Here is a 12883-nt window from a genome sequence, read left to right as displayed (position 1 = left end):
GGTGGCCCCGGCGGCGGTCGTGGTGGCCCCGGCGGTGGCCGTGGTGGCCCCGGTGGCGGTCGTCCCGGTGGCGGTGGCGGCGGTTTCCGTCCCGGTGGCGGCGGTCCCGGTGGTCCGCCCCCGGCCGGTGGATTCCGTGGTCGTCCCGGTGGCGGCGGTCGTCCCGGTGGCCGCGGCGGTGCCGCGGGTGCCTTCGGCCGTCCCGGCGGACCGGCCCGCAGGGGTCGCAAGTCGAAGCGGCAGAAGCGCCAGGAGTACGACGCCATGGCTGCTCCCTCGGTGGGCGGCGTCCGCCTGCCGAAGGGCAACGGCGAGACCGTCCGGCTGCCGCGTGGCGCGTCGCTGACCGACTTCGCCGAGAAGATCAACGCCAACCCGGCCTCGCTGGTGCAGGTGTTGTTCCACCTCGGTGAGATGGTCACGGCCACCGCGTCGGTCTCGGACGAGATCCTGGAGCTGCTCGGCCAGGAGATGAACTACCGCGTGCAGGTCGTCTCCCCCGAGGAGGAGGACCGTGCGCTGCTGGAGTCGTTCGACATCGAGTTCGGTGACCCGGGCGACGAGGACGCGCTCGAGGCGCGTCCGCCGGTCGTGACCGTCATGGGTCACGTCGACCACGGTAAGACGCGACTGCTGGACACGGTCCGCAAGGCGAACGTCCGCGAGGGCGAGGCCGGTGGCATCACCCAGCACATCGGCGCCTACCAGGTCGCGGCCGAGCTCGAGGGCGAGGAGCGGCTCATCACGTTCATCGACACCCCGGGTCACGAGGCGTTCACCGCCATGCGTGCCCGTGGTGCCAAGTCCACCGACATCGCGGTCATCGTGGTGGCGGCGGACGACGGTGTGATGCCGCAGACCGTCGAGTCGATCAACCACGCCCAGGCGGCCGGTCTGCCGATCGTCGTGGCGGTCAACAAGATCGACGTCGAGGGTGCGAACCCGCAGAAGATCCGTCAGCAGCTCACCGAGTACAACCTGGTGGCCGAGGAGTACGGCGGCGACACCATGTTCGTCGACATCTCCGCGAAGCAGGGCACGAACATCGAGGCCCTGCTCGAGGCGATTCTGCTGACCGCCGACGCGGCCCTCGACCTGCGGGCCAACCCCGAGATGGAGGCGCAGGGCGTCACCATCGAGGGTCACCTCGACCGCGGTCGCGGCCCGGTGGCCACGGTGCTGGTCCAGCGCGGCACGCTCCGGGTCGGCGACTCGGTCGTGGCCGGCGACGCCTCCGGGCGCGTCCGGCGCATGGTCGACGAGCACGGCCAGGACGTCACCGAGGCGCTCCCGTCGCGTCCGGTGCAGGTCATCGGTCTGACGTCGGTGCCGGGTGCGGGCGACACGTTCCTCGTCGTCGACGAGGACCGGGTCGCGCGCCAGATCGCCGACCGGCGGCGTGCCCGCGAGCGGAACGCCGAGCTGGCGAGCCGTCGCAAGCGCGTCAGCCTGGAGGACCTGGACGCCGCGCTGAAGGAGACCAACACCCTCAACCTGATCATCAAGGGTGACAACTCGGGCACCGTCGAGGCGCTCGAGGAAGCCCTGATGAAGCTGGACGTGGGTGAGGAGGTCGAGCTGCGGGTCATCCACCGCGGCGTCGGCGGTATCACCGAGGGCGACATCAACCTCGCCATCGCGGACAACGTCATCGTCATGGGCTTCAACGTCCGTGCCGAGGGCAAGGCCACGGAGCTGGCCAACCGCGAGGGCGTCGAGATCCGCTACTACTCGGTGATCTACCAGGCGATCGACGAGATCGAGGCGGCCCTCAAGGGCATGCTCAAGCCGGAGTACGAGGAGGTCGAGCTGGGCCGCGCGGAGGTCCGCGAGGTCTTCAAGTCCTCGAAGTTCGGCACGATCGCCGGTTGCCTGGTGATGAGTGGGGAGATCCGCCGGAACGCCCGGGCGCGCCTGCTGCGCGACTCGAAGGTGATCCACGAGAACCTCCCGATCTCCTCGCTGCGCCGGTTCAAGGACGACGTGGTCGAGGTCCGCGAGGGCTTCGAGTGCGGTCTGACGCTCGGTACCTACGGCGACATCAAGGTCGACGACGTCATCGAGACGTTCGAGATGCGGGAGAAGCCGCGCGACTAGCGGCTGACGAACGCGCTCCGACGGGGCGGCCGGTCACCGGCCGCCCCGTCGGCGTCAGCGGAGGTGTGTGTGTACGTCGGCTCCCTGGAGTGTGACGTGCTGCTCGGCGACGTCCGGTCGCTGAAGCAGAAGCGCTCGGCGGTGCGTCCGCTGCTGGCCGAGCTGCGCCGGTTCGAGGTGGCGGCGGCCGAGGCGGGACATCTGGACCTGCACCGGCGTGCGCTGATCGGTGTGAGCTGTGTCGCCGCCGACGTGGGGCACGTCCGTGCCCTGCTGGAGCGGTGCGAGCGGCTGGTGGCCGCCCGCCCCGAGCTGGAGCTGTTGTCGGCCCGGACCCGGCTGTTCGGCCCCGACGACGACTGAGTCCCGGCGGTCGGGGGACGGACGCAGCGGCACCGCGTCCCGGCGGTCGGGAGACGACGCAGCGGCACCGCGTCCCGGCGGTCGGGGGACGAACCGGCAGGACCGAGAATCGAACGCGGCGTGACCCCGCGACCCGTGCCTAGACTCGGGCTCGCACGACCCGCTGGAAGGAGCAGGACATGGTCGACCAGGCCCGCGCGCGCAAGCTCGCGAAGCGGATCTCGCAGATCGTCGCGGAGGCCCTCGAGCACGAGGTGAAGGATCCGCGGCTGGCGATGGTGACGATCACCGACACCCGTGTCACCGGCGACCTGCGCGAGGCGACCGTGTTCTACACGGTCATGGGTGCCTCGCTGGAGGAGGAGCCGGACACCGCGGGGGCAGCCGCCGCGCTGCAGAGCGCGAGCGGGGTGCTCCGCAGCCGGGTGGGACAGCAGACCGGGGTGCGGCACACGCCGAGCCTCGCGTTCGTGCTGGACGCGGTGCCGGACACGGCCCGCCGGATGGAGGAGCTGCTGGCCCGCACCCGCGCCTCCGACGAGGAGGTGGCCCGGCTGGCGGCCACGGCGTCGCCGGCGGGGGACGCGGACCCGTACAAGGCCCCGCGGGAGACCGACGCCGAGTGACCGGCGGCGCGCACGAGACCGTCCCGGGTCCCGGTCCGGTCGACCCGGCCGGGGCAGCGGCAGTGCTGCGCCGGGCCCGTGACGTGCTCGTGGTCGGGCACGTCCGGCCCGACGCGGACGCCGCGGGCAGCGCCCTGGCCCTGGCCACGGCGCTGCACCGCGCGGGGATCCCGGTCACCGTGTCGTTCGGCGGGCCGGACCCGGTGCCCGCCGGGCTGGTCGACACCCTCGACCCCGCCGGGCTGGTCGTCGCCTCGGTGGACGCGCCGCGCGCGCCGGACCTGCTGGTCTGTTGCGACATCTCGTCGTCCCCCCGGCTGGGAGACCTGGAGCCGGTGCTGGACACGTCCGGGTCGTCGCTGGCGGTGGACCACCACGCGTCGTTCGTGGCGTTCACGGACCGGTACCTCGTCGACCCGGGCGCCCCGGCGACGGTGACTCTCGTCCGGGCGGTGCTCGCCGAGCTGGGCGTCCCGCTGGACGCGGTCCTCGCCCGGTCCCTGTTCGCGGGGCTCTACACCGACACCGGCGGTTTCCGGCGTGGTGGTGCGGATGCGCTCCGGCTGGGCGCCGAGCTCGTCGACGCCGGTGTCGAGCCCGCTCCGCTGCTGCGGGACATCGGCGGTCCGGTGCCGTTCGCCTGGCTCGCCGCGCAGGCCACGGTGCTGGCCGGGGCCCACCGGGAGGAGGACGTCGCGGCGGGGGCGGACCTGGTGTGGGCCGCCGTCGACGTGGCGACCGCGACCCGGTTCCGGGACCGCACGGTCGCCCTGGTCGGGCCGCTGCAGGCCGCGGCCGGGGGCGGGGTGGCGGCGCTGCTGACCGAGACGGCACCGGGGGAGTGGTCGGTGTCGCTGCGCGGCAACGGGTCCCCGGACCTGTCCCGGGTGGCGACGACGCTCGGCGGCGGCGGGCACACCGGTGCCGCCGGGTTCGAGCGCTCCGGTACCCGCGACGAGCTCCTGGAGCTGCTCCGGGCGGAACTGGCCCGCTGAGCACGTGCCCGGTTGATCGGGTTCATCCGGGGTACATCGCCGCGACACCACGATCGGATGGACCTCGGGGCGGTCCGGTGTCGCAGCACCGGGGCACGTAGCGTGTCCCGCGAGACCAGGAGGTGAGCGGTGCGATCCGAGCCCGCTGCGGCCCGCGGGGGCGACGACAGTCACGGCAACGAGCCCAGCGGGTGGCCGGAGTTCCTCCGGGCCTGGCTGCGCAACCCGGCCCAGGTGGGTGCGGTATGGCCGAGCTCGCCGCGGCTGTCGGCGAAGCTGGCCCGTATCGCGCCGGGTCACGGCGCGCCGGTCGTCGTGGAGCTGGGGCCGGGTACCGGGGCGGTGACCGCGCAGGTCGCGCGCCGGCTGTCCCCGGAGGGGCGGCACCTGGCCGTCGAGCTGGACCCGCGGATGGCGGACTACCTGCGCAGCCGGCACCCGGGCGTCGAGGTCGTGAACGGCGACGCCCGCAAGCTGGGGGCGCTGCTCGCCGAGCGCGACATCACCTCGGTCGACGCGGTGATCTCCGGGCTGCCCTGGTCGCTGTTCGACCGGACGATGCAGCAGGAGATCCTCGACCAGGTCGTCGGGGCGGTGGGGGAGACCGGTGCGTTCGCGACGTTCGCCTACTCCCACACCCTGCCGATGCCCTCGGCGCGGCGGTTCAAGGCGGCCCTGCACGACACGTTCGACGAGGTCGTGATGACCCGAACGGTGTGGCGCAACCTGCCGCCCGCGTTCTGCTTCCTCTGCCGTCGTCCCCGTCGGTGACCCGGCCCGCCCCCATCGCGGGCGGGCCCCGTGACCTCCTCCGGCTCGCCCTGCCCGCGCTCCCGGTGCTGGCGGCCGAGCCGCTGTTCCTGCTGGTCGACACGGCCGTCGTCGGACGGCTGGGTGGGCTGCCGCTGGCCTCGCTCGCCGTCGCGGCGGTGCTGTTCGCGCAGGTCACGACCCAGCTGACGTTCCTGTCCTACGGGACGACGGCGCGCGCGGCCCGGTTCTACGGTGCCGGGCGCCGGTCGGCCGCGGTGGCGGAGGGTGTGCAGGCGACCTGGCTGGCGCTGGGCGTCGGGCTGCTGGTCGTCGTGCTCGGACAGCTCGCCGCGGCACCGCTGGCGGGGCTGCTCGCCGGGGACCCGGTGATCGCCGAGGGCGCGGTGTCGTGGCTGCGGATCGCGCTGTTCGGCGCCCCGCTGGTCCTGGTGACGCTGGCCGGCAACGGCTGGATGCGCGGGGTGCAGGACACCCGTCGCCCGATGTGGATCGTGATCGGCGGCAACCTGCTGTCCGCGCTGCTCTGTCCGCTGCTGGTGCACGGGGCGGGGGACTGGGCGGGCTGGGGGCTGGAGGGCTCGGCGATCGCCAACGTCGCGGGGCAGGCCGTCGCGGCGTCGCTGTTCCTGCGGGCGCTGGTCGTCGAACGACGGCGCGCGCCCGCCGGTGACCCGGTCCGCTTCGCCCCGGACGCCGCGGTGCTCCGTTCGCAGGCGACGATGGGCCGCGACCTGATCGTGCGGTCGCTGGGGTTCCAGGCCTGCTTCCTGTCCGCGACGGCGGTCGCCGCCCGGTTCGGGTCCGAGTCCGTCGCCGCGCACCAGATCGTGCTGCAGCTGTGGGTGTTCCAGTCCCTCGTGCTCGATGCGGTCGCGATCGCGGCGCAGTCGCTGGTCGGGGCCGCCCTGGGTGGCGCGGACGGCGGACACGGTGCGGACCGTGACCGTGCGGACACCGGACCGGCGCGGTCGCTCGCCGCCCGGGTCACCCGCTACGGCCTCGTGCTCGGCTGCGGGTTCGGCGTGCTGTTCGCCGCGCTCTACCCCGTCCTGCCGCCGGTGTTCACCCGCGACGCGGCGGTCCTCGCGGCGATCCCCGCGGCGTGGTGGTTCTTCACCGCGCTGCAGCCGATCGCCGGGGTGGTGTTCGCCCTGGACGGCGTGCTGCTCGGCGCCGGTGACGCGGCCTTCCTGCGCACCACGACGCTGCTCGCCGCGCTCGGCGGGTTCCTGCCGATGATCTGGCTGTCGCTGCTGTTCGGGTGGGGACTGGCCGGGATCTGGACCGGGCTCGCCGCGTTCATGGTGGTGCGCCTGGTCGCGGTGGGGCTGCGGGCGCGGTCGGGGCGCTGGGCGGTCCCGGGGGAGGTCCGGGCCTGACGCGCGTGGCCCGTCGACGGAGCCCGGGCGGCCGAGCGGCACACCAGGCACCCGGTGACGAGGTCCGGAGGTGCATGACGTGCCACTCGGCGGTTCCGGGACGGGGCACCGAGCCACGTCCCGCGCGGCGCTCCTCCCCGAGGCGCCTGGGGCCCGGTGGTGGCGGCGGGGTTCAGCCCCGGTCGGTGGCCGGGGTCGCCGAACGGTGGACGGCGGCACCCGGCCGGTGGAGCGGCGCCCCGGGGTCCTCCGGCGACCCGGTGTTCCCGTCGTCCCCGGGGGACCCGGCCGGGAGCGGCAGCCGCACGGTGAACACGGCGCCGCTGCCGTCGTCGCGGGTACCGACCGTCACCGACCCGCCGAGGCGGCGGGCGATCCGGTCGACCAGGGCCAGCCCGATGCCGCGGGGGCGGCCGCCGCGCGTGGCCCGGGTGCTGAACCCGAAGGTGAACAGCTCGCGGGCGGTGTCCTCGGGCACGCCGGGACCGCTGTCGGCGACCTCCAGCCGCAGCTCGCGGCCGTCCGGAGCGGTGCTCAGCGCCACCGCGACCGACCGCTCCCCGGTGCGCCCGGCGACCACCTCGATCGCGTTGTCGACGAGATTCCCGGCCAGCGAGACCAGGTCGTCCGCGGCGAACGGCAGCCGCAGGTCCGGCAGGACGTCGGGGTCGCAGGTGTCGGTGACGGTCAGGGTGACGTCCTGCTCGGCGGCCTGCCACGCCTTGTCCGCGAGCAGCGCGGCGAGGACCGGGTCGTAGACCGCGGCCACGACCTGCGCGGCGGGGCCGCGGGTGCGGTCGAGCGCGGCGGTCCCTGCCTTCGCGGCGTCGACGGTGTCGCCGAGCTCGATCAGGGTCAGGACGGTCTGCATCCGGTTGCCGAACTCGTGGGCCTGGCCGGACAGCGCGGCAACGGTGTCGCGGGCCTCGTCGCGCTCGCGCAGCACCCCGGCCAGCTCGGTGCGGTCGCGCAGCGTGAACACCCGCGTCCCCGGGCCCGCGGCCGGCCCGGCGTGCCTGCTGTTGACCAGCAGCACCCGCTCCCCGGCCAGGGCGGCCCGGTCGCGCAGGTCCGAGCGCAGCCCGCTCGTGAGCACGGCGGCGACGGCGGGGTCCATGCCGAGGCCTGCGAGCGGCCGCCCCGGTACGGCGGGGTCGTCGGGGGAGTCGTGGCCGGGCAGGCCGAGCAGCCGCCGGGCCTCGGCGTTGACGACGACGAGCCGCCCGTCGCCGTCGACGACCAGCAGCCCCTCGCCGACGGCGTGCAGCACCGCCTCGTGGTGGGTGTAGGCGGCGGTGATGTCCTCGGGCTCCAGCCCCAGGGTCTGGCGGCGCAGCCGCCGGGCCAGCAGCACCGCCAGCCCCGAGCCGACGAGCACCGCCCCCGCGGCGGCCGCGACGATCCCGGGCAGCGAGCGCAGGGCGAGGTCGCTGATCCGGGTCTGCAGCACGCCGACGGACACGACGGCGGCGATCCGGCCGTCGACCAGGACCGGGGTGACGGTGCGGACCGAGGGCCCGAGGGTGCCGGTGTAGACCTCGGTCGAGGTCCGCCCGGCCAGCGCGGGGGCGATGTTGCCCTGGTAGGGCAGCCCGATCTCGTCGGGGTTGTAGTGGCTGTAGCGGATGCCCTGCGGGGACATCACGACGATGAAGCCGGTGGTGGTGGCCCGCCGGACCCGCTCGGCGATGGGCTGGAGGCGGGCGGAGAGGGCGGCGAGACCGCCGCCGTCGCGGACGGCGTCGACGACCTCGGGGTCCGAGGCGAGCGACAGCGCGATCCCGGTGGTGAGCCGGCCCGCGGCGTCGTGCTCCAGGCGGCTCGCCCCGTAGCCGCCGAGCGCGGCGAGCCCGCCGACGGTCAGCAGCACGGTGACGACCTGCAGCAGGAACAGCCGCCGCACCAGCCGCGAGCGGCGCAGCGGCGGGGAGGAACGGAGCGGCCGGCGCACGGGCCCAGCCTGCCACCGCGGGGGCGGCAGTGGGACCCGTGCACCGGCCGGGACGTCGACACCCCCGCGGGCCTCGGGGCTCCGCGGGGGTGCGACGGTCATGGGAGGAGGACGTGTCCGGTCAGGAGCCCGCGCCGACCTTCTCGCGACGGGACTCGTCGGCGTCCGGCTTCGCGGCGCCGTCGGCGGCCTCGTCGATCTCGGCGTCCGCGGCCCCGCCACCGTGCGCGGCCTCCATGTCGGCCTCGACCAGCGTCGGGTCGTCGAGCACCGCGGCGAGCCGCTCACGGTCGAGCTCGCCGTTCCAGCGGGCGACGACCAGGGTGGCGACGACGTTGCCGATCGCGTTGGTCAGTGCGCGGCCCTCGGACATCATGCGGTCGATGCCGACGATCAGCGCGAGGCCGACGACGATGGCCTCGGGGGTGAAGAACTCCCCGCCGAAGGCCTGCAGCGACGCGGCCAGGGTGACCAGCCCGGCGCCGGTGACACCGGCGGCGCCCTTCGAGGTCAGCACCATGAGCACGGCCAGCGCGATCTGCGCGCCGATCGGCAGTACCTCGCCCCCGGCCTGGATGATGAACAGCGCACCCAGGGTCAGGTAGATGCAGGTGCCGTCGAGGTTGAACGAGTAGCCGGTCGGGATGACCATGCCGACGGTCTGCTTCGACGCACCGGCGGACTGGAGCTTCGTGAGGAAGCGGGGGAGCACCGACTCCGACGACGAGGTGCCGACGATGATCAGCAGCTCGTCCTTGATCAGCCGGATGACCTTGAGGACGTTGAACCCGGCGGCCCAGGAGACCGCGCCGAGGACGACGACCACGAACACCGCGCAGGTGCCCCAGAACACGGCCATCAGCTTGAGCAGGTTGACCAGCGACCCGCCGCCCATCTGGCCGACGGTGTAGGCCATGCCGCCGAACGCGGCGACCGGTGCGGCCCACATGATGATCTTGATGATGCCGAAGATGACCTGGGCGATGCCCTCGATGCCGCCGACCAGGCGGCTGCGCAGGGCCGGGTTCAGCGAGGAGATGGCGCAGGCCGACAGGATCGCCAGCACCAGGACCTGCAGCACCGAGTTCTCGACGAACGGGCCGAAGAAGCTGTGCGGGAGCAGCGAGTCCTGGATGAACGGGATGACACCCGACTCCTGACTGCCGGTCGCGGCCTGGTCGGTGGCCTTCGCGAGGTCGGACGCGCTCGGCTGGCCGGTGAATCCGGCGCCCGGCTGGAACACGTTGCCCGCGATGAGCCCCATCGTCAGCGCGATGACGGTCATGACCAGGAAGTAGCCCAGCGCCCGGGCGGCGAGACCGCCGGCGCGGGCCAGGTTGCCCAGCGAGGCGATGCCGACGACCACGGTGCAGAAGATGACCGGGCCGATGATGACCTTGATCATCTGGACGAACGTGTCGGCCAGCCACTTGGTCTCCTTGGCGAACCCGGGGGCGAGGAAGCCCACCAGGATCCCGGAGACGATGCCGACGATGACCCAGAACCAGAGCTGGGTGTAGACCTTCTTCTTGGTCCGGGTGGGGGTGGTGGACCCCGTCCCGGACGAGCCGTCTGCGTTGGCGACCTCGGCCATGTCCGTCCTCCTCGACGTGTGCGGTGGGGAAACGATGGGGTCGGGTCGTGTCGTGGGGCAACCGCGGGGACACCGGGCTTGAGGAAGCTTTGAGGAAAGCGTGGCTAGGGTGGGCGGCGTGCGGGTGCTGCTGGTCGAGGACGACGCGATCCTCGGCGACGCGTTGCGCCGCAGCCTCGTCCGCGAGGGCTACCCGACCGACCTCGTGACCAGCGGGTCCGCGGCCATCGCGGCCGTCGCCGAGCGGGAGCCCGACGTGGTGCTGCTCGACATGGGCCTGCCCGACCGCGACGGCATCGGCGTCTGTCGGGAGATCCGGGAGCGGTCCCGGGTGCCGATCCTGGCGATCACCGGCCGCGGCGACGTCGCGGCGCGGGTGCAGGGCCTGCGCTCGGGCGCCGACGACTACCTGGTCAAGCCGGTCTCCACCGAGGAGCTCGTCGCCCGGATCGAGGCCGTCCTGCGTCGTGCCACCGGCTCGGCGGTGGCCGCGACGGTGAGCGTCGGCGACGTCGTCGTCGACCTCGACCGGCGCGCGGTGACCGCGGGCGGCGCCGAGGTCGCGCTGACCCGCAAGGAGTTCGACCTGCTCGCCGCGCTCGCCCGCCGCGAGGGCGCGGTGCTGCCGCGCACCGAGTTGCTGGAGCAGGTGTGGGGGATCGCCGACGCCTCCGCGGCACGCACGCTGGAGGCGCACGTGGCGTCGCTGCGGTCGAAGCTGGGCACCCGCGACGTCGTGGTGACGGTCCGTGGAGTCGGGTACCGGCTGGCGCGTTAGCGTCCCGGCGTGCCCGCACGCAACCCGCCCCCGCCGCCCGGACTCGTGATCGTCGACAAGGACCGGGGCCCGACCAGTCACGACGTCGTCGGGAAGCTCCGCCGGATCATGGGCACCCGCAAGGTCGGCCACGCCGGGACGCTGGACCCGATGGCGACCGGGGTGCTGGTCGTCGGCATCGAGCGGGCCACCAAGCTGCTCGGGCACCTGTCGCTGGACACCAAGGCCTACACCGCCACCGTGCGCCTCGGGCAGGCCACCGACACCGACGACGCCGAGGGCACGCCCATCGGCGAGCCCGTCCCGGTCGATGCCGACGACGCCGCTCTCCGGGCCGCGACGGCCGCGCTGACGGGCGAGATCATGCAGGTCCCCAGCGCGGTCTCCGCGGTCAAGATCGACGGGAAGCGCGCCTACCAGCGGGTCCGCGACGGCGAGACCGTCGAGATCCCGGCCCGCCCGGTCACCGTGTCCGCCTTCGAGCTGCTCGCGGTGCGCCGCGAGGGGGCGTGGTGCGATCTGGACGTCGCCGTCGACTGCTCCTCGGGCACCTACGTCCGCGCGCTCGCCCGCGACCTCGGCGCCGCGCTGGGCTCCGCCGGGCACCTGACCGCGCTGCGGCGCACCCGGGTCGGACCGTTCACCCTGGAGCACGCGCGCACCGTCGAGCAGCTCGCCGAGGACCCCGGGCTGTCGCTGGACCTCGCCGCGGCCGTCGCGACGGCGTTCCCCCGCCTCGACCTCGACGCCTCCGCCGCCACCGACGTGCGGTTCGGCAAGTCGCTGCCCGCGGCCGGGATCGAGGGCACCTACGGCGTGTTCGCCCCGGACGGCGCCGCGCTGGCCCTGATGGCCGACCGCGGGCGCGACGCGCGCCCGGTCGTCGTGCTCGCCCCGGCGGGCTGACGGCCGGGGCCGGTCGCGGTCGCCCGCTGCACGGGATCCCACCCGGTTCGCCTAGGCTCGCGACCGTGCAGCGGTGGCGTGGTCTGGAGGCGGTTCCGCCCGGCTGGGGCCGGTGCGTCGTCACCGTCGGCGTGTTCGACGGGGTGCACCGGGGACACCGGCAGCTGATCGCCCGCGCGGTGGAACGGGCGCACGAGCGCGGCCTGCCCGCCGTCGTCGTGACGTTCGACCCGCACCCGGCCGAGCTGATCCGGCCGGGCACGCACCCGGCGCGGCTGTCCACACTCGACCGGCGGGCGGAGCTCGTGGCCGAGGCGGGCGCGGACGTCTTCTGCGTCATCCCGTTCACCGAGGCGCTGTCCCGGATGGCCCCCGCCGGGTTCGCGCACGAGGTGCTGGTGGACCGGCTGCACGCGGCCGTCGTCGTCGTGGGAAGCAACTTCACCTTCGGCCACCGGGCCGAGGGCGACGTCGGGACCCTCGCCGAGCTGGGCCGTCGCTTCGGGTTCGCCTGCGAGGCCCTCGACCTCGTCTCCGACCGCGACGTGACCTTCTCCTCCACCTACATCCGGTCCTGCATCGACGCCGGGGCCGTCCGCGACGCCGCGCACGCGCTGGGCCGCTGGCACCGGGTGGACGGTGTGATCGTGCACGGCCACAAGCGTGGCCGTGACCTGGGCTATCCGACGGCAAACGTCGCCAGCCCCCCGCACACGGCGATCCCCGCCGACGGCGTCTACGCGGGCTGGTTCCGCATCGGCGACCGCCGCCTGATGGGCGCCGTCTCGGTGGGGACCAACCCCACGTTCTCCGGGCGGGTGCGCACCGTCGAGGTCTACGTACTCGACGTCGACGAGAACTTCTACGGCCACGAGGTCGGCGTCGAGTTCGTCGAGCGGCTGCGCGGCCAGGAGCACTACGACGGCATCGAGGCGCTCGTCGCGCAGATGGGCCGCGACGTCGCGACCTGCCGGGAGATCCTCACCGCGGCCGGCGACGCGACCGGACCCGACGGGGCTCCGGGTTAGGTGAAAACCCCCTGCCGGGGCCGAACGTCCACGCCCGCACCGCGTGGGCGCCGAGGCTGTCCGGCATGGACGACCCCCGCACCGCGGACCCGGTGGCGCAGGAGATCGCGCGTAACCGCGACCGCCAGAGCGCGATCTACGGCGAGCCCCTCGACGAGCGCATCCGCCGGCTCACGACTGGTCTCGGCATCACCCAGGCCCGCCTCGCCGCCGCGGTCGGGCTGAGCCCGGCGATGCTGTCCCAGCTGGCGGGTGGGCGCCGGGTCAAGATCGGGGACCCGGCGGTGCTGGGCCGGATGACCGCGCTGGACCGGCGGCTCGCGCACGGCCCGGTGCCCGACGCCGAGCGCGACGTGCTGCTGGCCCGGGTCCGCCAGGAGCCGACGCCGTGG

General features: G+C 74.3%; 12 protein-coding genes. 10 read left to right on the top strand and 2 right to left on the bottom strand.

The annotated features are described in order from the left end of the window. The 6 genes from infB to GTW08_RS25505 all read left to right on the top strand — a co-directional run. Positions 1 to 2097 (top strand): translation initiation factor IF-2 (gene infB, locus GTW08_RS25530; protein ID WP_161152641.1); only part of this gene is annotated, 2097 nt, incomplete at its 5' end. A gap of 69 nt (positions 2098 to 2166) precedes the next feature. After that, entirely contained in the window at positions 2167 to 2460 is a 294-nt protein-coding gene (locus tag GTW08_RS25525) for a DUF503 domain-containing protein (protein WP_073578130.1), read from the top strand. A gap of 179 nt (positions 2461 to 2639) precedes the next feature. Continuing rightward, on the top strand, positions 2640 to 3086 hold the full coding sequence (gene rbfA, locus GTW08_RS25520; RefSeq protein WP_062401126.1) for a 30S ribosome-binding factor RbfA: 447 nt from the start codon (positions 2640 to 2642) through the stop codon (positions 3084 to 3086). After that, a complete protein-coding gene (locus GTW08_RS25515) occupies positions 3083 to 4081 on the top strand; it encodes a DHH family phosphoesterase (RefSeq protein ID WP_073578129.1) in 999 nt (332 codons plus the stop codon). Before rbfA ends, GTW08_RS25515 begins: the two co-directional genes overlap by 4 nt. Before the next feature lie 216 nt (positions 4082 to 4297). Continuing rightward, positions 4298 to 4852, top strand: coding sequence for a class I SAM-dependent methyltransferase (locus GTW08_RS25510; RefSeq protein ID WP_073578277.1), 555 nt, complete (start codon positions 4298 to 4300; stop codon positions 4850 to 4852). Continuing rightward, entirely contained in the window at positions 4849 to 6234 is a 1386-nt protein-coding gene (locus GTW08_RS25505; protein WP_073578128.1) for an MATE family efflux transporter, read from the top strand. Before GTW08_RS25510 ends, GTW08_RS25505 begins: the two co-directional genes overlap by 4 nt. A 172-nt stretch (positions 6235 to 6406) precedes the next feature. On the opposite strand, the gene GTW08_RS25500 is transcribed toward GTW08_RS25505, so the two are convergent. After that, complete coding sequence (locus GTW08_RS25500) at positions 6407 to 8185, bottom strand: sensor histidine kinase (protein ID WP_073578127.1); 1779 nt, start codon at positions 8183 to 8185, stop codon at positions 6407 to 6409. 121 nt (positions 8186 to 8306) lie between these two features. After that, a complete protein-coding gene (locus GTW08_RS25495) occupies positions 8307 to 9779 on the bottom strand; it encodes a cation:dicarboxylate symporter family transporter (protein WP_073578126.1) in 1473 nt (490 codons plus the stop codon). A 118-nt stretch (positions 9780 to 9897) separates the two neighbouring features. Between GTW08_RS25495 and GTW08_RS25490 the strand changes: the two genes are divergently transcribed. From GTW08_RS25490 to GTW08_RS25475, 4 genes are all read left to right on the top strand, one after another. After that, positions 9898 to 10557: a response regulator gene (locus tag GTW08_RS25490; RefSeq protein WP_073578276.1), complete on the top strand. Its 660-nt coding sequence runs from the start codon at positions 9898 to 9900 to the stop codon at positions 10555 to 10557. A gap of 9 nt (positions 10558 to 10566) precedes the next feature. Then, on the top strand, positions 10567 to 11463 hold the full coding sequence (gene truB, locus GTW08_RS25485; RefSeq protein WP_073578125.1) for a tRNA pseudouridine(55) synthase TruB: 897 nt from the start codon (positions 10567 to 10569) through the stop codon (positions 11461 to 11463). Between the two features lie 65 nt (positions 11464 to 11528). Further along, entirely contained in the window at positions 11529 to 12491 is a 963-nt protein-coding gene (locus GTW08_RS25480) for a bifunctional riboflavin kinase/FAD synthetase (RefSeq protein WP_073578124.1), read from the top strand. Positions 12492 to 12556: 65 nt separating this feature from the next. Continuing rightward, positions 12557 to 12883 (top strand): helix-turn-helix domain-containing protein (locus tag GTW08_RS25475; RefSeq protein WP_161152640.1); only part of this gene is annotated, 327 nt, incomplete at its 3' end.

Origin of the sequence: Pseudonocardia sp. SID8383 (genome assembly GCF_009864975.1) — a bacterium.
Taxonomy (GTDB): Bacteria; Actinomycetota; Actinomycetes; order Mycobacteriales; family Pseudonocardiaceae; genus Pseudonocardia; species Pseudonocardia alni.
The sequence above is the reverse complement of the archived record's forward strand: the minus strand, read 5'-3'. Positions and strand labels throughout refer to the sequence as shown.

Coding starts and splice junctions, on each gene's coding strand:
- rbfA (WP_062401126.1), top strand. CDS start 2,640: ATGGTCGACCAGGCCCGCGCGCGCAAGCTCGCGAAGCGGATCTCGCAG.
- GTW08_RS25495 (WP_073578126.1), bottom strand. CDS start 9,779: ATGGCCGAGGTCGCCAACGCAGACGGCTCGTCCGGGACGGGGTCCACC.